At 68.2% G+C, this 19,691-nt stretch carries 21 protein-coding genes; 11 read left to right on the top strand and 10 right to left on the bottom strand.

Annotated elements, in window-relative coordinates; translation table 11 throughout:
- The first annotated feature begins 55 nt into the window (after positions 1 to 55).
- Both modB and modC read left to right on the top strand, forming a co-directional pair.
- The gene (gene modB / locus PV781_RS03230; protein WP_274774197.1) at positions 56 to 745 is read left to right on the top strand and encodes a molybdate ABC transporter permease subunit; all 690 of its coding nucleotides are present in this window, start codon (positions 56 to 58) and stop codon (positions 743 to 745) included.
- Positions 742 to 1,848, top strand: a complete 1,107-nt coding sequence (gene modC / locus PV781_RS03235; protein WP_274774198.1) for a molybdenum ABC transporter ATP-binding protein — start codon at positions 742 to 744, stop codon at positions 1,846 to 1,848. The genes modB and modC overlap by 4 nt, the downstream gene beginning before the upstream one ends.
- Positions 1,849 to 1,866: 18 nt before the next feature.
- Here modC and PV781_RS03240 read toward each other — a convergent pair whose 3' ends face one another.
- The 6 genes from PV781_RS03240 to PV781_RS03265 all read right to left on the bottom strand — a co-directional run bounded on the left by PV781_RS03240 (position 1,867) and on the right by PV781_RS03265 (position 7,335).
- On the bottom strand, positions 1,867 to 2,262 hold the full coding sequence (locus PV781_RS03240) for a winged helix-turn-helix domain-containing protein (protein ID WP_274774199.1): 396 nt from the start codon (positions 2,260 to 2,262) through the stop codon (positions 1,867 to 1,869).
- 102 nt (positions 2,263 to 2,364) lie between these two features.
- A complete protein-coding gene (locus PV781_RS03245) occupies positions 2,365 to 2,739 on the bottom strand; it encodes a DUF2023 family protein (RefSeq protein WP_209104503.1) in 375 nt (124 codons plus the stop codon).
- Complete coding sequence (fldA, locus tag PV781_RS03250) at positions 2,718 to 3,200, bottom strand: flavodoxin FldA (RefSeq protein WP_274774200.1); 483 nt, start codon at positions 3,198 to 3,200, stop codon at positions 2,718 to 2,720. The genes PV781_RS03245 and fldA overlap by 22 nt, the downstream gene beginning before the upstream one ends.
- Positions 3,201 to 3,595: 395 nt before the next feature.
- Positions 3,596 to 4,615, bottom strand: coding sequence for a ketol-acid reductoisomerase (ilvC, locus tag PV781_RS03255; RefSeq protein WP_274774201.1), 1,020 nt, complete (start codon positions 4,613 to 4,615; stop codon positions 3,596 to 3,598).
- A gap of 308 nt (positions 4,616 to 4,923) precedes the next feature.
- Complete coding sequence (ilvN, locus tag PV781_RS03260) at positions 4,924 to 5,439, bottom strand: acetolactate synthase small subunit (protein ID WP_274774202.1); 516 nt, start codon at positions 5,437 to 5,439, stop codon at positions 4,924 to 4,926.
- 135 nt (positions 5,440 to 5,574) lie between these two features.
- Entirely contained in the window at positions 5,575 to 7,335 is a 1,761-nt protein-coding gene (locus PV781_RS03265) for an acetolactate synthase 3 large subunit (RefSeq protein ID WP_274774203.1), read from the bottom strand.
- Between the two features lie 391 nt (positions 7,336 to 7,726).
- Between PV781_RS03265 and PV781_RS03270 the strand changes: the two genes are divergently transcribed.
- The 7 genes from PV781_RS03270 (at position 7,727) to lpxK (ending at position 13,656) form a co-directional block, all read left to right on the top strand.
- On the top strand, positions 7,727 to 8,251 hold the full coding sequence (locus PV781_RS03270; protein ID WP_274774204.1) for a hypothetical protein: 525 nt from the start codon (positions 7,727 to 7,729) through the stop codon (positions 8,249 to 8,251).
- A gap of 14 nt (positions 8,252 to 8,265) precedes the next feature.
- Positions 8,266 to 9,234: a 4-hydroxybenzoate octaprenyltransferase gene (gene ubiA / locus PV781_RS03275; RefSeq protein WP_274774205.1), complete on the top strand. Its 969-nt coding sequence runs from the start codon at positions 8,266 to 8,268 to the stop codon at positions 9,232 to 9,234.
- Positions 9,235 to 9,425: 191 nt separating this feature from the next.
- The gene (locus PV781_RS03280) at positions 9,426 to 10,193 is read left to right on the top strand and encodes a 3'(2'),5'-bisphosphate nucleotidase CysQ (protein ID WP_274774206.1); all 768 of its coding nucleotides are present in this window, start codon (positions 9,426 to 9,428) and stop codon (positions 10,191 to 10,193) included.
- Positions 10,194 to 10,229: 36 nt separating this feature from the next.
- Positions 10,230 to 10,481 (top strand): DUF4170 domain-containing protein, encoded by a 252-nt coding sequence (locus PV781_RS03285; protein WP_274774207.1) that lies wholly within the window; start codon positions 10,230 to 10,232, stop codon positions 10,479 to 10,481.
- A gap of 156 nt (positions 10,482 to 10,637) precedes the next feature.
- Positions 10,638 to 11,339: a lysophospholipid acyltransferase family protein gene (locus PV781_RS03290; protein WP_274774208.1), complete on the top strand. Its 702-nt coding sequence runs from the start codon at positions 10,638 to 10,640 to the stop codon at positions 11,337 to 11,339.
- 62 nt (positions 11,340 to 11,401) lie between these two features.
- Entirely contained in the window at positions 11,402 to 12,640 is a 1,239-nt protein-coding gene (locus PV781_RS03295; RefSeq protein ID WP_274774665.1) for a 3-deoxy-D-manno-octulosonic acid transferase, read from the top strand.
- Entirely contained in the window at positions 12,640 to 13,656 is a 1,017-nt protein-coding gene (gene lpxK, locus PV781_RS03300) for a tetraacyldisaccharide 4'-kinase (protein WP_274774209.1), read from the top strand. The genes PV781_RS03295 and lpxK overlap by 1 nt, the downstream gene beginning before the upstream one ends.
- 38 nt (positions 13,657 to 13,694) lie before the next feature.
- Here the strand turns inward: lpxK and PV781_RS03305 are convergent, their stop codons facing one another.
- Positions 13,695 to 13,925, bottom strand: coding sequence for a DUF2093 domain-containing protein (locus tag PV781_RS03305; RefSeq protein ID WP_274774210.1), 231 nt, complete (start codon positions 13,923 to 13,925; stop codon positions 13,695 to 13,697).
- Between the two features lie 129 nt (positions 13,926 to 14,054).
- On the bottom strand, positions 14,055 to 15,662 hold the full coding sequence (gene xseA / locus PV781_RS03310; RefSeq protein WP_274774211.1) for an exodeoxyribonuclease VII large subunit: 1,608 nt from the start codon (positions 15,660 to 15,662) through the stop codon (positions 14,055 to 14,057).
- A gap of 131 nt (positions 15,663 to 15,793) precedes the next feature.
- Between xseA and purD the strand changes: the two genes are divergently transcribed.
- Positions 15,794 to 17,050, top strand: a complete 1,257-nt coding sequence (purD, locus tag PV781_RS03315; protein ID WP_274774212.1) for a phosphoribosylamine--glycine ligase — start codon at positions 15,794 to 15,796, stop codon at positions 17,048 to 17,050.
- Positions 17,051 to 17,109: 59 nt separating this feature from the next.
- Positions 17,110 to 18,009 (top strand): alpha/beta fold hydrolase, encoded by a 900-nt coding sequence (locus tag PV781_RS03320; RefSeq protein ID WP_274774213.1) that lies wholly within the window; start codon positions 17,110 to 17,112, stop codon positions 18,007 to 18,009.
- A gap of 36 nt (positions 18,010 to 18,045) precedes the next feature.
- Here PV781_RS03320 and PV781_RS03325 read toward each other — a convergent pair whose 3' ends face one another.
- Positions 18,046 to 19,038, bottom strand: a complete 993-nt coding sequence (locus tag PV781_RS03325) for an SLAC1 family transporter (protein ID WP_274774214.1) — start codon at positions 19,036 to 19,038, stop codon at positions 18,046 to 18,048.
- Positions 19,039 to 19,216: 178 nt separating this feature from the next.
- A complete protein-coding gene (locus PV781_RS03330) occupies positions 19,217 to 19,645 on the bottom strand; it encodes a nucleoside deaminase (RefSeq protein WP_274774666.1) in 429 nt (142 codons plus the stop codon).
- Positions 19,646 to 19,691 lie beyond the last annotated feature (46 nt).

Here is a 19,691-nt window from a genome sequence, read left to right on the forward strand (position 1 = left end):
GCAGGATGGAACGCGACCCGGCGCCGGCCGGCGCAAAGCCCGTTGAGGATCCCTCATGCTGACCCCTGATGAATGGACAGCGGTCCATCTCAGCTTGGAAGTGGCCTTCTGGGCCACGGTGTGGAGCCTGCCGCCTGCCATCGCCTTTGCCTGGGTGCTGTCGCGGACGCATTTCCCCGGCAAGGGCCTCCTTGATGGCATCCTGCATTTGCCCCTCGTCCTGCCGCGCGTGGTGGTGGGTTATCTGCTGCTGCTCACGCTCGGCTCGAAGGGCTTTCTCGGCCAGTATCTCTATGAGTGGTTCGGCATCCGGCTCATCTTCTCCACGGCGGGCGCCACGGTGGCGGCGGCGGTGGTGAGCTTTCCCTTGTCGGTGAATGCCATCCGCCTTTCCCTCGATGCGGTGGACAAGGGCCTGGAGACGGCGGCCCGCACGCTTGGTGCCTCGCGGATCGACGTGTTCTTCTCCGTCACCTTGCCGCTGATGGCGCCGGGCATCCTCTCGGGGGCGCTCATCTGCCTCGCCTCGGCGCTGGGCGAGTTCGGCGCCACCATCACCTTCGTCTCCAACATCGAGGGCCAGACCCGCACCATTCCCCTCGCCATCTACAGTGCCACCCATATGCCGGATGGCGACGCCATCGCGGCGCGCCTGTCTCTGGTGTCGGTGGTGCTCGCGCTGGGCGCGCTGATGATGGCGAACTTTGCGGACAAGCAGCTCAAGCGCGCATTGGGGCGGGCATGATTGAGATCGACGTGGCCCTCCAGCGCGCGGCCGACTTCCGGCTGGCGATCCGGTTCACCGCGCCCGAGCGGGGCGTGACCTCTCTGTTCGGCCGGTCGGGCTGCGGCAAGACCACGCTGATTCAGATGGTGGCCGGAGCGGTGCGGCCGGATAGCGGGCGTATCCGCGTGGCCGGCGAGACCTTCTTCGATTCGGCGGGCCGCATCGACCTGCCCATGGAAAGACGCCGGGTGGGCTATGTCTTCCAGGAAGCCCGGCTCTTTCCGCACATGTCGGTGGAGACGAACCTGCGCTATGGCGAGCGGCGGGCGGTGGGCGAAAGACCCGTCGCCTTTGCCGCCGTGGTGGAGATGCTCGGCATCGGCCATCTCTTGAAGCGCAGGCCCCATACGCTGTCCGGCGGCGAGCGCCAGCGGGTGGCCATCGGCCGCGCCTTGCTCTCCCAGCCCCGTCTCCTCCTGATGGACGAGCCCCTCGCCTCGCTGGACGAGCAGCGCAAGGCCGAGATCCTGCCCTATCTGGAGCGCCTGCGGGACGAATTGGCGCTCCCCATTCTCTATGTCAGCCATTCCATCGAGGAGGTCCTACGTCTCTCCGATACGGTGGTGGCCATGGCCAGCGGCCAGGCCCTCGCCTCGGGCCCGGTGGCGGAGGTGATGTCCCGGCCGGATCTTCTGTCCGTGGTGGGGCGGTTTGACCTCGGCACCATCCTGGATTGCCGGGTGAAGCGGCACGATCCCGACCTGTTCCTGTCGACCCTCGCCTTCGCCGATGGCGAGTTGCGGGTGCCGCTGGTGGACCGGCCGGTGGGCGGTCCGGTGCGGGCCCGCATCCGCTCGCGCGACGTGGCGCTCTCTTTGTCGCGGCCCATGGACGTGTCCATCACCAACCGCCTGCCCGGCCGCATCCGCGACATCCGGCGCGAGGAAGGCCCCTATTCGGACATTGGCGTGGATGTGGGCTCGTCCGTCATCCGCGCGCTGGTGACCACGGAAAGCGCGGACCGCCTCGCGGTGGAGCCGGGCATGCCGGTCTGGATCATGATCAAGGCGGTGGCGGTGGACAGCCGCTCGCCGCGCTTTGCGGCCGATGGGGAGACGTGAGCGGAAAGCGGCGCGCGCTCAGCCTGCCTCGCTCTCCCGCCTCCCCTCCCCCACCGCCTGGAAGTCGCGGGCGAGCGCGGCGGCCAATTCGTCCCCCGCCGCGCGCGTGGCCTTGGCGGCCTGGCGCTCCATGGCCCGGTAGAGGGCGATGAGCCGCTCGCCGAACGGCGTCAGCTCCGTGCCGCTGCCGCGCCGGCCGGGATAGGTCACCACCACCTTGTCCTCGAACATGCGGTCCAGTTCGTCCATGAGGAGCCAGGCGCGGCGATAGCTCATCCCGATGGCCTTGGAGCCGGCAAGGATGGAGCCATGTTCGCGCACCGCCTCCAGCAGCGCGATCTTGCCCGGCCCGAGGCGGCGGCCATCGGCGAAATCCAGGCGCAGGAACAGATGGGGGGCGGTCTTCTGGGGCACGGCGTTTCCTCGTGGCGGGCATTGTCGGCCTGACCTTCCAGGCCCGCCTGCAGAATCCGCGATCTTCAGGAGCAACGAAGATTGGCAGCCCCACGCGCCACGTCAATGGCTCAACACCACCCCCGGTGGACGCAGCACCCGCGAGAGATAGCGCAGGCATTGTTGCTCGCGATCATAGCCGAGCATGGTGCCGAGCATGAAATCCTCCTCCGGCGAGAGCTGGCACAGCGGCTTGGTGACGATGCTGCGCGTCGTCTCCACAAAGGCCCGGCTTCCGAAGAACAGGTTCACCTTGGTGGCCGTCACCTGCTGGACGAAATGGTCGATGCCCGTGTTGGCGAGGCGGGTGAGAATGGGCGGGAGGTCGCCCTCTCCCATGGTCATCAGGAACAGGGCGCGCACGCCCCGTCGATATTCGTAGACATTGTGGTTGAAGATCCGCAGCGCGAGGGGATCTAGAGAATGGTCGCAAGCCATGCCGTGACTCGCTTCTCGGTCAAGGAGGATTGGCCGTCCTGATCGAGGGCGAGGCCCACGAACTGGCCATCCCGCTCCGCAAAGGATCCGGTGAAGTCATAGCCGGCCGTATCGGTGAAGCCGACCACCTGCGCGCCCTGCTCCACCACGAGGTCATAGAGGACCCCCATGGCGTCGACGAAGGAGTCCGGATAGGTGGCCTGGTCCCCGGTTCCGAACAGGGCGACCTTCTTGCCGTCCAGGTTGGATGATTTCAGCGTATCCAGATGGGCTTCCCAATCCATCTGGAGGTCGCCCGCGCCATAGGTGGGGGACCCGAGGATGAGGAGATCGCAGCCTTCGAAATCGGACGCGCTGGCGGCCTTGATGTCCACCACGCGGCCCTTGGTTTTCTTGGATATCTTTGACGCAACACCTTTCGTGGCTCCGCCATCGGAGCCGTAAATGATCGTGACAATCATGGACCTTCTCTTCTCAATGCCTGCGGCAGCGGAAAAACATCCGCCGCTGCCACGAAGAACGCATGCCATTCCGGCACGGGCGAGCGCCCGTTTTCGCTACCGAAATCGCGTGAAAACAATAAGTTAGAGCATTCCCAGAGAACGCCCTGCCGCCTGACGACGAGGCTGCCGGGTGGGATCGCGCTCTGGATGCACGCCGTTCAGGCAGGATCAAATGTGAGGCAGGGAAAGAAACCCGACAATATAGGGATTTCACGGATAGAATAGATCAAAATAATAATGATTCAAAAATGGGCCGATGTGCCCATCCTTTTTCGCGGCTCCCCGCCTGACGCAGGCAAAAAGAAAGGCGGGCCGAAGCCCGCCTTCCAGACGCACATGCTGAGCCGCGAGGATCAGTTGCGGGACTTGTCCACCAGGGCCTTGGCCTTGATCCAGGGCATCATGTCGCGCAGCTTCTCGCCCACTTCCTCGATGGGGTGGGCATTGACGCGGGCGCGGGTGGCCTTGAAGGAGGCCTGGTTGACCTTGTTCTCCAGCATCCAGTCGCGGGTGAACTTGCCGGTCTGGATGTCGGCGAGCACGCGCTTCATCTCCGCCTTGGTCTCGGGGGTGATGATGCGGGGGCCGGTGACATACTCGCCATACTCGGCGGTGTTGGAGATCGAGTAGTTCATGTTGGCGATGCCGCCCTCATAGATGAGGTCGACGATCAGCTTCACCTCGTGGAGGCACTCGAAATAGGCCATCTCGGGGGCGTAGCCGGCTTCCACCAGCGTCTCGAAGCCGGCGCGGATCAGCTCCACGAGGCCGCCGCACAGGACGACCTGCTCGCCGAACAGGTCGGTCTCGCACTCTTCCTTGAACGTGGTCTCGATGATGCCGGCGCGGCCGCCGCCGATGGCGGAGGCGTAGGAGAGGCCGAGGTCATGGGCATTGCCCGAGGCGTCCTGGGCGATGGCGATGAGGGTCGGCACGCCGCCGCCACGCTGGTACTCGGAGCGCACGGTGTGGCCGGGGCCCTTGGGGGCGACCATCAGCACGTCGAGGTCCTTGCGGGGCTCGATGAGATTGAAGTGCACGTTGAGGCCGTGGGCGAAGAGCAGCGCGGCGCCGTTCTTCATGTTGTCGTGCAGGCTCTCGCGATAGATGTCGCCCTGCAGCTCGTCGGGGGTCAGCATCATCACCACGTCGGCCCACTTGGCGGCCTCGGCGGGGGTCATGACCTTGAAGCCCTCGGCCTCGGCCTTCTTGGCGGTGGCGGAGCCGGGGCGCAGGGCGATCACGACGTCCTTCACGCCGGAATCGCGCATGTTGAGCGCATGGGCGTGGCCCTGGCTGCCATAGCCGACGACGGCGACCTTCTTCCCCTTGATGAGGTTCAGGTCGGCATCGCGATCGTAGTAAACGCGCATCATCATCTCCTGTGGGCGCTGTTCTTGAAAGGGTGTGAAAAAGGGCCGGCGGCGAACCCGAAGCGTGCTTTCCGACCGGCCTTGAACGTCCTCCCGCTCCGGCGGCGAAGCTCTAAGGGGGACGCCGACGATGCGCGCTGAATGCCACCTTCGCGCCTATGGCGCACGAGGGCTTGATGCCCCGCCGTATATCCAGGGGAACCCGGCGAGGCAAGCCCAAGGCGGCGCTCCGTTCACCGCCTGTCCATGCGGTGCGGCATGCCTTTCGGCCTACCGCAGTGCATGGTGCATAGCTGCCCGCGCTCGCCTCACATGGGCTCCGGCCCGCGGGCGATGGCGACCACGCCGGTGCGCGCCACCTCCACGAGGCCGAGGGGCTCCATCAGCCAGGCGAACTGGTCGATCTTGTCGCTCTTGCCGGTGATCTCGAACACGAAGCTCTCGCGGGTGGCGTCGATGACCCGGGCGCGGAACGCTTCCGCCAGCCTGAGCGCCTCGCTGCGCGCCTCGCCGAGGCCGCGCACCTTCACCATAGCCAGCTCCCGCTCCAGCGACACCGCCTCCTTGGTGAGGTCGCGCACCTTGTGCACGGGCACGAGGCGATCGAGCTGGTTGCGGATCTGCTCGATCACCATGGGGGTGCCGGTGGTGACGATGGTGATGCGCGAGAGATGGGTCTCCTGGCTCACCTCGGACACGGTCAGGCTGTCGATATTGTAGCCGCGGCCGGAGAACAGCCCGATGACGCGGGCGAGCACGCCGGGCTCGTTGTCCACCAGGACCGAGAGGGTATGGCGCTCGATGGGTTCGGCGGGATGGGACATGGATGTCTCTTGAAGGTGGGGCATGCCCTCCGCGAGCGGGAGGGCAGAGGAAAAAGGGACGGCGCGGTCTCTCAAGCGGCATCCGCCCGGCCGGCCCGTGAGGGGCGGCGACCGGGCGGTGCCGTCAGGCGTCCGTCACACCAGCATCTTGCCTTCGTCGGTGATGGCCTCGTCGAGGTCCACCGCCATGTCGCCGAGAATCATCTCGTTGTGCGCGCGGCCCGACGGGATCATGGGGAAGCAGTTTTCCTGCTGGTCCACGATGCAGTCGAAGATGACCGGGCGCTTGATGGCATTCATCTCGGCGATGGCCGCGTCGAGGTCACCGGGCTTCTCGCAACGGATGCCGACGCCGCCATAGGCTTCCGCCAGCTTCACGAAGTCGGGCAGCGCCTCCGAATAGGAGTGGGAGTAGCGCCCGCCATGGAGCAGTTCCTGCCACTGGCGCACCATGCCCATGTAGCGGTTGTTCAGGATGAAGATCTTCACCGGCAGGTCGAACTGCACGGCCGTCGACATCTCCTGCATGTTCATGAGGATGGAGGCTTCGCCGGCAATGTCGACGACGAGCGCCTCGGGATGGGCGATCTGCGCGCCGATGGCGGCGGGCAGGCCGTAGCCCATGGTGCCCAGGCCGCCGGAGGTCATCCAGCGATTGGGCTCCTCGAAGCGGAAGAACTGGGCGGCCCACATCTGGTGCTGCCCCACTTCCGTGGTGATGTAGACGTCCTTGTCCTTGGTGGCCGCATAGAGGCGCTCGATGGCGTATTGCGGCTTGATGATCTCGTCGGACGCCCGGTAGGCGAGGCAGTTGCGCCCCCGCCAGCGGTCGATCTGCCGCCACCAGATCTCAAGCGCGTCCTTCTCCACCTGGGCGCCCTTGGCCTTCCACACCGAGACGAGGTCCGCCAGCACCCGGCCGCAATCGCCGATGATGGGCAGGTCCACCTTCACGTTCTTGTTGATGGAGGACGGGTCGATGTCGATGTGGATCTTCTTCGATCCCGGCGCGAAGGCGTCCAGGCGGCCGGTGATGCGGTCGTCGAAGCGCGCGCCGATGCACACCATGACGTCGCAGCCGTGCATGGCCATGTTGGCCTCGTAGGTGCCGTGCATGCCCAGCATGCCCAGCCACTGATTGCTCGCCGCCGGGAAGGCGCCGAGGCCCATCAGCGTGGAGGTGACCGGCACGCCGGTGAGCTTGGCCAGCTCGCGCAGCAGGCGGCTCGCCTCCGGCCCGGCATTGATGACGCCGCCGCCCGTATAGAAGATGGGCCGCTTGGCATTGGCGATCATCTCCACCGCCGCCGCGATCTTGTCGGCATCGCCGAACAGCTTCGGCTTGTAGGTCTTGTGCTCGATATTCTCGCGGCCGACATAGGTGCCGGTGGCGAACTGAACGTCCTTCGGGATGTCGACAACGACGGGGCCGGGGCGCCCGTTCTGCGCCACATAGAAGGCCTCGTGCAGCACGCGCGCCAGGTCGTTCACGTCGCGGACGAGATAATTGTGCTTGGTGCAAGGGCGGGTGATGCCCACCGTGTCGCATTCCTGGAAGGCATCATTGCCAATCAGGTGGGTGGGCACCTGGCCGGTGATGCAGACGAGGGGAATGGAATCCATCAGCGCGTCGGTGAGACCGGTGACCGCATTGGTGGCGCCGGGACCGGAGGTGACGAGCACGACGCCCACCTTGCCGGAGGAGCGGGCATAACCCTCGGCCGCATGAACCGCCGCCTGCTCGTGCCGCACCAGGATGTGCTGCACCTGGTTCTGGTGGAACATGGCGTCATAGATGGGCAGCACGGCGCCGCCCGGATAGCCGAACAGGTGTTCGACCCCCTGGTCGGCGAGGGCCTGCATGACCATTTCGGCGCCGGTCATCTGCTTGTTCATCTCAGTTGCTCCCCGGTGCCCGCCGCAGCGCCGCACCATTCCTCAAGCGTTCTGTTGTCACAGGGTCCAGAAACATCACGGGGTCCAGAAACGACGAAGGGGCCCGAAGGCCCCTCGTCACGCGCCACCAATCCCCGTCCCGGCAATCAAGCCGGCCCGTTGGTGGCGCCCCAGGGTACAAGAATGGCAACGAACTTGCGCATGTGCGCACACACCTTCCATAAAGTTGCGCGGAAGGTACTTTCCGGCGCAATGTCCGTCAAGCACGCCCGTGCGGTTTTTTAGCGCCGGCAAAAGCCCATCGCGGAAGGGGTCTTCCCCCGCTATTTGAACTTATATTGCCGCCTGCCGCGATATTGCCCAATACGTCGGGTCTTTGTAAGGAAAATGTATGACCTTGTGGGACGCTGCGGAAGGGGATTTGTCCGTGCACGCTAAAATCCAGCGCCTGTCGGCGGCCACCCTTGCCCTCTTCCTGATGGGGACGGGCGTCGCCCTCGCCGATTGCCAGACCGACTTCATGGCCCTGCGCCAGGACATGGAGGAAAAGGGCAAGGCCCTGCAGGCCGCCGGCAAGGCGAAGAAGCCGCCGCAGGAGTTGTGCCCGCTCTTCCGCACCTTCACGGCCTCCGAGGCCAAGGTCGCCAAATATCTCCAGGACAATAAGGACTGGTGCCAGATCCCGCCGGAGGTGGTGACCTCGGCGGTGGCCAACAACAAGAAGACCGCCGATCTGCGGGACAAGATCTGCGCGGCAGCGGCCAGCGGCGCCGGGGCCGGAGGGGGCGGGCCGGCCAAGCCCCCGCCGCAGGGCTCCATGTCCAGCGCGCTTGGCGTGACCACCGGCTACGTGCCCGGCTCCGGCGGCACGGGCGGGGGCGTGTTCGACACCTTGACCGGCAACGCCTTGAAATAGCCGCGAGGCCGACCTTGACATCATTGGGACAGGACGGCGCCTTCGCGCCCGTTGCCGACGCGGGCGCCGGCAACTGGGTTGACCGCTGGGCGCCTGCCGTGGCGCGGCCCTATCTGCGCCTGGCGCGGGCGGACCGGCCCATCGGCAGCTGGCTGCTGCTGCTGCCGTGCTGGTGGTCCACCGCCCTTGCCGCCATCGCCGCCCGCCATGCCTATCCCGATCCCGCCCTGCTCGCCTTGTTCGCGGTGGGGGCCATCGCCATGCGCGGCGCCGGTTGCACCTGGAACGACATTCTCGACCGCGACATCGACAAGAAGGTCGCCCGCACCCGCTCCCGCCCGCTGGCCAGCGGCCAGGTGGGCTTGACCGGTGCGTTCGCCTTCCTGGCCTTCCAGCTTCTCATCGGGCTTGCGGTGCTGCTCAGCCTGCCGCGCTTCGCGGTGGTCACGGGAATCGCCTCCATGGGCGTGGTGGCGGTCTATCCGCTCATGAAGCGCATCACCTCGGTGCCGCAACTGGTGCTGGGCATCGCCTTTTCCTGGGGCGCGCTCATGGGCTGGGCCAGCGTCTTCTCCTCCATCGAGGATCCCGCCCTCCTCCTGTTCGCCGGATCGGTGTGCTGGGTGTTCGGCTATGACACCATCTATGCCCACCAGGACCGCGAGGACGACGCGGTGGTGGGTGTGCGCTCCACCGCTTTGCTGTTCGGCCGCAGCTCGGGGATTGCCCTGACCCTCGTCTATGGCGCGACCGTCGTCTTCTTCGCCCTTGCTCTCTTCACGGCGGGCGCGGGCCTGTTCGCCTGGATCGGCCTTGCCGTCTTCGCCTTGATGCTGCGGCGGCAGGTGGTGCGCCTCGACATCGACAATCCCGACCTGTGCCTGGCTTTGTTCAAGTCCAACCGCAATGCGGGCCTGATCCTGTTCGCCGGCCTTGCTTTGGATGCGGCGCTTCAACATCTGGTGGCCACGGGGCTGATCTAGCGGCCCCGGGGCTTGGCGCGCCTCCAGCCTCGCCTTGCCGGCCCCTGCTTGCCCGGCCCTATTTGCCCGACCCCGCTTGCCCGGCCGCGCTTGCCTTAGCGTCGCCCCCGGCCTATTGGCTTGCCATGCGTCCCTCAGATCCTTTTTCCTCCTCCGTCGCCGCCTCCCCCGCGCCGGATGCGCCGGCGGCCATGGCGCGCCATCTGGCGGAGGTTGCGACCGCGGCGGGCGAAATCGCGCTCTCCATGTTCCGCGCCGACGTGGAGACCTGGACCAAGTCCAACGATTCCCCCGTCACCGCCGCGGACCTGGCCGTGGATGCCTATCTGCGCGAGCGCCTGCAGGCCCTGGCGCCCGATTATGGCTGGCTCTCCGAAGAGAGCGCGGATTCCCCCGACCGCCTGTCCCGGCGCCGCGTCTGGGTGGTGGACCCCATCGACGGCACGCGTGGCTTCATGGCCGGCGGCAGCGACTGGAGCATCTCGGCCGCCCTCGTGGAGGATGGCCGGCCCATCGCCGGCGCCCTCTTCGCCCCGGTGACCAACGAATTGTTCCTCGCCAGCCTCGGCGGCGGGGCGACCCGCAACGGCGCGCCCATCGCGGCGTCGCAGCGCGCGGGCCTTGATGGCGCCACCGTCGCCGGCCCCAACGGCGCCCTCGATGCCATGGAACGGCGCGCCCGCATCCAGCGCGTGCCCCGCGCCCGCTCCCTCGCCCTGCGCCTCGCCCGGGTGGCCACCGGCGAGTTGGACCTGACCCTCGCGGGCGCCGCCGCCAATGACTGGGACATTGCCGCGGCCGATCTGATCGTGCATGAAGCGTGCGGTGCAGTAACGAGCTATGACGGAGCGGTTCCGCGCTACAATGCGCCGAGCCCCCGGCATCGCCCGCTGGTCTGTGCCGGACTGAAGCTCCATGGCCCCGTGCTCGCGCTCCTCAAGGGGGGGGCGGGCCTCTGATCCTTGTCGTGCTCTAGCTGCGGGAAGCGTCCGAACATGCCCAAGTCATCCGACCACAAACAGTTGCTGCACCTGGTTTTCGGCGGCGAGCTGAAGGAGCTGGGGGGCGTCGAGTTCAAGGATCTCAGCCAGCTCGACATCGTCGGCATCTATCCCGACTACGCCTCCGCCGCCGCCGCCTGGAAGGCGAAGGCCCAGCAGACGGTGGACAATGCGCTGATGCGCTATTTCGTCGTCCACATGCATCGCCTTCTGGACCCCGAGACCGACACCACCCACGAAGGCTGACGCTGCGGGGCCGGCCCCGGAGCCCGCCGTCGCCGCAGTGCAGCATTTCCTGTTCACGCGGCGAAAGATGCTGAAACAATCCGATTGCAATGCGTCTTGCTCCGTGGGAGACATCCCGCGGGGCGAGCATATGTTTGACTGGGACATCATCGAAGCATGTGGCGTCGTCTGCGCACCAACCGGGCCTTTCAGGTGGCCGCCGGAACGGCGTTTGCGTCCTATTTCAAGCTGGTCGCCAAGACGTCCCGCTTCATCGTCGAGCCGCCCGACATCTATGAGCGCATGGACGCGCACCTGCCGCTGATCATGACGTTCTGGCACGGCCAGCACTTCCTGACCCCCTTCATCATGAAGCCGCACCACAAGGCAAAGGTGCTCATCTCCCGTCATGCGGACGCGGAGATCAATGCCATCGCCGCCGAGCGGCTGGGGGTGGGGACCATTCGTGGCTCCGGCGCCACCAATCCGGGCGACTTCCACCGCAAGGGCGGCGTCTCCGCCACCTATGCCATGATCGAGACCCTGCGCGAGGGCATCAACGTCGCCATGACCGCCGACGTGCCCAAGATCTCCCGCCGGGCCGGGCTCGGCGTGGTGACCATTGCGCGCCATTCGGGACGGCCTATCCTGCCCATCGCCATGGCCACCAAGAACCGCATCCTGCTCAAGAGCTGGGACCGCGCCAGCCTGCACCTGCCGTTCGGCAAGGGGGCGGCGGTGGTGGGCGAGCCCATCTTCGTGGCCCGCGACGTGGACGAGGCGGGCCTGGAAGCCGCCCGCGCCTTGGTGCAGGAGCGCCTGGAGAAGGCCACCGCCCGGGCGGAGGCGCTTCTCGGCCGCGGAGACACCGCCAGGTGAAGGCGGCGACGAAGGGGCAAAAGCTGCCCGTTCCGCTCCGCGCCTATCGCGGGCTGACCGCGATGGCGGGCCTTCTGACCCCCGCATGGCTCGGATACCGGGTCCGCAAGGGCAAGGAGGATCCCTCCCGCCTGGCCGAGCGCCGGGGCTTTGCCAGCGCCGAGCGGCCGCGCGGCACCCTGGTCTGGGTGCATGGGGCGAGCGTCGGCGAGATCATCTCCGTGATGCCGCTGGTGGAGCGGCTGGTGGAGCGCGGCTTTTCCTGCCTGCTCACCTCCGGCACGCTCACCTCCAGCCGCATCGTGGCGCGCCGCGCGCCGCGCGGGGTGATCCACCAGTTCATTCCCCTCGACGCCCCCCGCTTCGTCGCCCGCTTCCTCGACCATTGGAAGCCGGACCTGGCTTTGATCGCCGAATCCGAGCTGTGGCCCAATCTCCTGGCCGAGATCGGGCGGCGGGGCACGCCTCTGGTCATGGTCAATGCCCGCCTGTCGCAACGCTCGGCCGGGCGCTGGGGTCGCCTGCCCCGCAGCGCCGGTGCCCTGCTGTCCCGCGTCGACCTGTGCCTCGCCCAGACCCGCGACGACGCCCAGCGCTTCAAGACCCTCGGCGCGCCCCGCGTGGAAGTGGCCGGCAACCTGAAATTCGACGTCCCGCCCCCGCCCGTGGACCCGGCGGCCTTGGACGCCATGCTGCGGCATCTGCATGACCGCCCGGTCTTCCTGGCCGCCTCCACCCATCCGGGCGAAGAGGAAGCCATCGCACAGGTGCACCTGGCCCTGCGCGAAGAGATTCCCGGCCTCCTGACCGTCATCGTCCCCCGCCATCCCGAGCGAGGCGAGGCGGTGCGGGTGATCGCCGAGCAGGCCGGCCTGCCGGCCCTGACCCGCAGCAGCGGCCACATGCCGGACGAGGGCATCGAGATCTATGTGGCCGACACCATCGGTGAACTCGGCCTGTTCTACCGCCTCGCCCCCGTGGTGTTCGTGGGCGGCTCGCTGGCGCGCCATGGCGGACAGAATCCCATCGAGGCGGCCAAGCTCGGCGCGGTGGTGCTGCACGGCCCGCATGTGTGGAATTTCGGCCTGGTCTATGACCGCCTCGACGCGGAAGGCGGCGCGGGCCTTGTGAATTCCGCCGAGGACATCATCGAAAGCGTGCTCGCCCAATATGCCGACCCAACCCTCCATGCCCGCACGGCGGAAGCGGCACGGCGGACCACGGCGGCGCTGAGCGGAGCGCTGGAGCGGACCTTGTCGGCCATCGAGCCCTATCTCGTGCAGTTGCGGCTGGGGCGCTGATGTTCGCGCAGGCGCCCCGGTTCTGGTCGGTTCCGGGCAGCCTTGCCGGCGCCCTGCTCTCGCCGCTCGGCGCGCTCATCGGGGCGGTGACGGTGCACCGCATGGCGCAGCCGGGCGCCGCGGTCGGCCTGCCGGTCATCTGCATCGGCAATCCCACCGTGGGCGGCACCGGCAAGACGCCCACCGCCATTGCGCTGCTCAACGCGCTGACCGCCCGTGGCGCCCGCCCCTTCGCCCTCTTGCGCGGCCATGGCGGCCGCGAAGCGGGGCCGCTGCGGGTGGACCTCGATCGGCACGGCCCGGCGGATGTGGGCGACGAGGCCCTGCTGCTGGCCCGCCACGCGCCCACCATCGTCTCCCGCGACCGCCCCGCCGGCGCCCGCCTCGCTCTGGCGGAGGGCGCAACCCATGTGGTGATGGATGACGGCTTCCAGAATCCCTCCCTCGTGAAGGATGCCAGCCTCCTGCTGATGGATGCGGCGGCGGGCATCGGCAACGGCCATGTGCTGCCCGCCGGTCCCTTGCGCGCGCCCTTGAAGCCGCAACTGGCCCGGGCGGATGCGGTGCTGGTGGTGGGCGAGGGAACAGCCGGGCTCCAGGCGGCCCGCGATGCCGGCGCGCCCACCATCGAGACCGGCCATCTGGTGCCGGTGGCGCGGGATGCGCAGGCCTTGAAGGGAAAGCGGGTGCTGGCCTTCGCCGGGATCGGCCGGCCGGACAAATTCTTCGCGACCCTGGAGGCGGCGGGTGCGGACGTGGTGGCGCGCCAGGCCTTTCCCGACCATCATCCCTATGGGGTCGACGAAATCACCGCCTTGGTGCTGAAAGCCCGCGTGGCGGGGCTGACCCCCGTCACCACCGAAAAGGATGCCGTGCGCCTCTCCGGGCCCACCTTCGCGCAGGTCCGCCCGGACATTGCCACCCTCGGTGTCGAGATGGTGCCGGCGGCGGCAAACCTGTTTGACGATCTCGTGGCGCTGGCGGACTCCCGCTTCGCCGCCCGCACCAGCGGATAAAGACCCCCAAAAATGCAGAGCCGTCAGGAGGTGGGCCGTCAGGAGGTAGGCTTGCCCTCCTGCTGGCGCACGCGCTGGAGCACCGCCTGGGGGTCCGCATAGGCTTCCTGGAGATCGACGCTCCAATAGCGCAGTTCGTCGAGGGGAATGGTCTGGCCGGTCACCGCGCAGCGCACGAAGCTGCCGGGGCGGAGCACGCGGAACTCGCCGTCGAGATACCGGATTTCGGCCTCGCCATTGGGCTCGGGGAAACGTTCAAATCTGTTCATGCCGGCGGATGTCCGCAAATCTGTGATGACGCCAGCATAAGGTTTTCGGCACCGAACCGCAAAGGGCGGGGCGCCCGCGACCGCCAGCCATGCGTCCCAGTCAGAGCCGGCGGCCTTCGAGACGCCCGCTCAGCCCGCGAACAGCGACCCTTGGCCAGTCCCCGTCCCCTTCGCGGCCGGCTTGGGCGCGCGGCGGGGCGCGCCGCCCTCTCCCGGCGCGGGCGGCGTGCCCTCGGCGGTCACGGCGACGCGGCCGTCGGCAAATTCCAGCTCCAGACCGGCGCCCGGCCGCACCTGACCGGCGGCGCGCACCGCCTGGCCCGAGGCATCGCGCACCAGGGCGAAGCCGCGCGCGAGAACGCCGTGATAGGACAAGGCCTCCAGCATGGCGGACGCGCCGGCCAATTGCCGCGTCTGGTCCCGCAGCAGCGCCTTGACCGCGCGGCCGAGCCGATTGTGCAGGCTCGCCAGCCCCTCGCGTCGGCGGGCGATGTGGAGCGCCTGGGTGCGCAGATAGCCGGCCCGCGCGGCATCGAGGCGCGAGGACAAGCTGGCGAGCCGGTCGGAGCGCCTCTCTGCCAGGGCCTTCGCCGCCCGTTCCAACCGCGCGCCCAGCACGTCCCTGCGCTCGCCGCACCGCTCCAGGCGGGCGCGCAGCACATGGGGGGAGAGGCGGCCATGGGCCGCCTGGAAGCGCAGGCGATGGGCGCCGGCATTGGTGGTCAGGCCACGCGGCAGCCGGGCGGAGGCCGTGTCGAGGCGCTGCCGGCGATCGGCCAGCAGCGTCTCGGCGGTGGGCAACAGGCGGGAGAGCGCGCGAAACTCCGCCCGCGCCCGCTCCAAATGGCGGCGCGGCGCGGCACGCAAACGCGCGGCGAGGCGGTCGAGCCCATTGAGAAGCTCGGCACGCACCGGCACCGCCATCTCGGCGGCGGCCGTGGGGGTGGGCGCGCGCACGTCGGCGGCGAAATCGATGAGGGTCACGTCGGTCTCGTGGCCCACGGCGGAGATCAGCGGGATGGCGCTCTCCGCCGCCGCCCGCACCACGGCTTCCTCCGAGAAGCCCAGGAGGTCTTCCAGCGAGCCGCCGCCCCGCGCCACGATCAGCACGTCCGGCCGGGGCACGGGGCCACCGGGGGCAAGCGCATTGAAGCCTCGGATGGCGGCGCTCACCTCGGCGGCGCAGGTGTCGCCCTGCACCCGCACGGGCCAGACGATGACGCGGCGGGGGAAGCGATCCCCGAGCCGATGAAGAATGTCGCGGATGACGGCGCCCGTGGGCGAGGTGACGATGCCGATCACCTGCGGCAAATAAGGCAGAGGCACCTTGCGGCCGGCATCGAACAGGCCTTCCAGCGCGAGGCGCGTCTTGCGCTCCTCCAGCATGGCCATGATGGCGCCGGCGCCCGCGAACTCCAGCGCCTCGATGACGATCTGGTAGCCGGACTTGCCGGGATAGGTGGTGAGGCGGCCGATGGCCACCACTTCCAGCCCCTCCTCCGGGCGCAGCTTCAGGCGGCCGAACGTGCCTTTCCACACCACCGCATCGAGCCTTGCGCCCGCATCCTTCAGCGAGAAATAGGCGTGGCCGGAGGAATGGGGGCCGCGATAGCCGGAAATCTCGCCCCGCACCCGCACGTGCCCATAGGCATCCTCCACCGTGCGGCGGAGCGCCATGGACAGTTCGGTGACGCTCCATTCGGGCGCGTTGGCGGTAGGCGGGGAGAGGGCAACCATGGAATCACGGAACGGTGGACAACGATGACAAGAGCATAACGCTTTCACCTCTCATGCGGAGAGCGCATTGCCTTTTCTCTTGTTTGCCGGGCCTCAAGCCGATAGCGAAACTGAAACGGGAGAGATGCCTGATGAATGTTCTGCTCCTCGGCTCCGGTGGCCGCGAACATGCTCTTGCTTGGAAGCTGGCCCAGAGTCCGAACATGGGGCAGTTCTACGCCCTCCCCGGCAATCCCGGCATCGCCGACTTCGCCGAGGTGGTGGAAGGCATTCCCCTCTCCGCCCACGACACCCTGGTGAAATGGTGCCGCGACCATGCCATCGAATTCGTCGTGGTCGGCCCGGAGGCGCCGCTCGTGGCGGGCCTCGTGGACAAGCTGAACGAAGCCGGCATCCTCGCCTTCGGCCCCACCGCCGCCGCCGCGCGCCTGGAAGGCTCCAAGCTTTTCACCAAGGAATTGTGCCGGGCTTATGGCATCCCCACCGCCGGCTTTGCCCGCTTCACCTCCGCCGAGGCGGCCTCCGCCTATGTGAAGGGGGAGCGCCTGCCCATCGTTGTGAAGGCGGACGGCCTCATGGCCGGCAAGGGCGTGGTGGTGGCGCTCAATCTGGAAGAGGCGGTCTCCGCCATCGAGCAGGTGTTCGCCGCCGGCGGGCAGGAAGTGCTGATCGAGGAATTCATGGAAGGCGAGGAGGCCAGCCTCTTCTGCCTGGTAGACGGCGAGACCGTGGTGCCCTTCGGCAGCGCGCAGGACCACAAGCGCGCCTTCGACGGCGACCTCGGCCCCAATACGGGCGGCATGGGCGCCTATTCCCCCGCCCCGGTTCTCACCCCCGAACTGGAAGCCCGCGCCATCGCCGAGATCGTGGTGCCCACCGCCAAGGCCATGGTGAAGGAAGGCGCGCCCTATCGCGGCATCCTCTATGCCGGCCTCATGCTCACCTCCGCCGGGCCGAAGCTGGTGGAATATAATTGCCGCTTCGGCGACCCGGAATGCCAGGTGCTGATGCCGCGTTTCACCGGCGACCTCCTGGAGGTGCTCGCCGCCACCGCAGCCGGGCGCCTTGCCTCCGTGGACGTCACCTGGTCCGACGAGAACGCCATCACGGTGGTCTATGCCAGCCGCGGCTATCCCGGCGCCCACAAGACGGGCAACGAGATCCTCGGCCTGGAGGCGGCCGGCGAAGGCGAGGGAGTCATCATCTTCCAGGCCGGCACCAAGTGGCTGGGCAACAAGATCGTGTCCAACGGGGGTCGGGTGTTGAACATCACCGCCACCGGCACCACCCTGAAGGACGCCCGTGACCGCGCCTATGCGGCGGCCGAGCGGATCGAATGGCCCGGCGGCTTCTATCGGAACGATATTGGCTGGCGTGCCTTGAAATAAGGTCTCGGGCGCGCTGGCCTCGCGCGCCTGGTGCCCGGACGTGACCAAGGGAGGATGCCGTGCCTGATCTCGCCGATCTGTTTCCCGGTTTCTCGTCGCACAATATCGACACCCCTGCCGGGCGCATCTTTGCCCGCGTCGGCGGCGAGGGCCCTCCCCTCCTCCTGATCCACGGTTTTCCCGAGACCGGCGTGATGTGGCACAAGGTGGCCCCCGCCTTGGCCAAGAGCCATCGGCTGATCATTCCGGACCTGCCCGGCTATGGCTGGAGCGCCGCCCCCGCCCCTGGACGCGACCATGCCCCCTATTCCAAGCGGGCCATGGCGGCGGCTTTGGTTCACGTCATGGAAGATCTGGGCCACGCCCATTTCGCCGTGGCCGGCCATGATCGCGGGGCGCGCGTCGGCTATCGCCTCGCCCTCGACGCGCCCGGCCGCGTGGACCGGCTGGCGGTGCTGGACATCGTGCCCACCGTCACCATGTGGCATGGCATGGACCGGTCCCGCGCGCTCCAGGTCTATCACTGGGCCTTCCTGGCCCAACCCCATCCCCTTCCGGAAAAGATGATCGGCGCCGACCCCGGCTATTTCCTGGACTGGACGCTGGCGAGCTGGACGGCGGAGAAAGACCTCTCCGCCTTCGATCCCCGCGCGATCGCCCATTACCGCGCGGCCTTCTCCTCCCCGGATCATATCCGCGCCGCCTGCGAGGATTACCGCGCCGGCGCCACCATCGATCTCGCCCATGACGAGGCGGACCTTGCCGCCGGGCGGCAGATCGATTGCGAGGTGCTGGCGGTGTGGGGGGCCACCGGCATTCCCAGCCGCGGCGTCAGCCCGCTGGACGCCTGGAAGATCTTCGCCCCCAAGCGCCGCGGCGCCCCGGTGGAGGCCGGCCACTTTGTGTGCGAGGAGGCCCCCGAGGCCGTCAGCGCCGCGCTCCTGGACTTCTTCGCCTGAGCCGCCGTCTGGTCAGATAGCGCCCCTCCTTATGGATCAGGGCTCCGGCTGAAGCAGGCGCCCGGACCAGGCCTCCCGGAGCGTCAGGCCCGACACCAGCGCCACGATGGCGCTGGAGGCCATCAGCAGCGCCCAGGCCGCCAGCGTCCAGGCACTGTGCGGATGATCGTTGGCAAAGGCCAAAGTCGACATGGCGAAGGCGGCGGTGGGGAAGGTCCAGGCCCACCAGGACAGGGCGAAGGGCATCTTCGCGAACACCGGCACCAGGGTCGCGAACACCAGCGCGAAGAAGGCGCCAAGCCCCAGCAGCACCAACGGCCCCGGACCGAAGCCGTGGGTGAGGCGCGCCAGTGCCAGCGCCCCGGCCGCCGGCGGCGCCAGCAGGATGACGAGGGTGGGCTGGAGGCGGATCGGCATTTTCGGGCCGAGGATGATGCGCGAGAGGATCAGGGGCTGCACCAGCACCCAGAGCAGCGCGCCGAGGCCGAACAGCACCCAGCCGAGCGTCTCATAGCCAAGCGCGACCCCGAAGGCCGGGGCCAGGACATTTCCCACAAGGGGAATCAGCAGCGGCGGAGACAGGGCGGTGGATTCGCGCGGCAAGGTGAGGAGCCCACGCACCATCCACACGCCAATGCCCACGTGGAGCACCACCGCCACCAGCCAGATCCAGCAGGCGGCCGTGTACGCATAGGGCGTGAGCCCGCCGGACACGATCATCAGGCCGATGGAGGCGGCGCCGGCAAAGGCGGAGCGCACGGGATGGCCGAGATCGGCCGCAAGCGCGCCGGGATGGCGCAGCGCGCGGGCCAGATGCAGCGCCACCAGCAGCCCCCAGACGAGGCAGGCCAGGGCAATCAGAGCCTCGCCGATGAAGACCGGCGCGCCCAGATAACGGCCCGCCTCCCGCCAGGCGAGACCGATGCCCCCCAACCCCATGGGCGCTGCGAACAGTGCGAGGGGCAGGTGCACCAGCCGGCCCGGCCTGTGGCCGGCGTCGGGAGGCGTGACCATTGCGGCTGCGGACATCACGGCGTTTCCAGGTCTTCTGGGTGCGGGCGCCCCAGAGGCGCGCGCCCTCTTTTTTGCGTCCCGTTCGGGCAAAGCGTGAGAGGGCCGCTTTAGCATCTTGGCTCTGATTTCACGACGGACGCGCGTGCATGATCGGGCACCACGCCATGCAAATGGCGGGCGGGCGCGCCTGGGGTCAGCGCCGGTCCTTGAAGAAGGTGCGCAGCACCTCGGCCGCCTGCCGCTCGGCGATGCCGCCATAGACTTCGGGGGCGTGGTGGCAGGTGGGCTGGCTGTAGAAGCGCGGACCGCTGTCCACCGCGCCGCCCTTGGGATCGGCGGCGCCATAATAAAGTCGGCGGATGCGCGCGAAGGAGATGGCCGCCGCGCACATGGCGCAGGGCTCCAGCGTCACATAGAGATCGCAATTGACCAGCCGCTCCGCGCCGAGCGTCGCCGCCCCCGCGCGCAGCACCTGCATCTCCGCATGGGCGGTGGGATCTGAGTTTTCGCGCGTGCGGTTGCCATCGCGGGCGATCACCGTCGAGCCGCGCACCAGCACCGCCCCCACCGGCACCTCGCCCCGCGCGGCGGCGGCGCGGGCCTCGGCCAGCGCCATCTGCATGAAAGTCTCGCCCACGCCGACGCTCCAGCCACCTCGTCTCGCCGCA

It is taken from the genome of Aquabacter sediminis, from assembly GCF_028863665.1.
In the GTDB taxonomy this organism is placed as follows: domain Bacteria; phylum Pseudomonadota; class Alphaproteobacteria; order Rhizobiales; family Xanthobacteraceae; genus L1I39.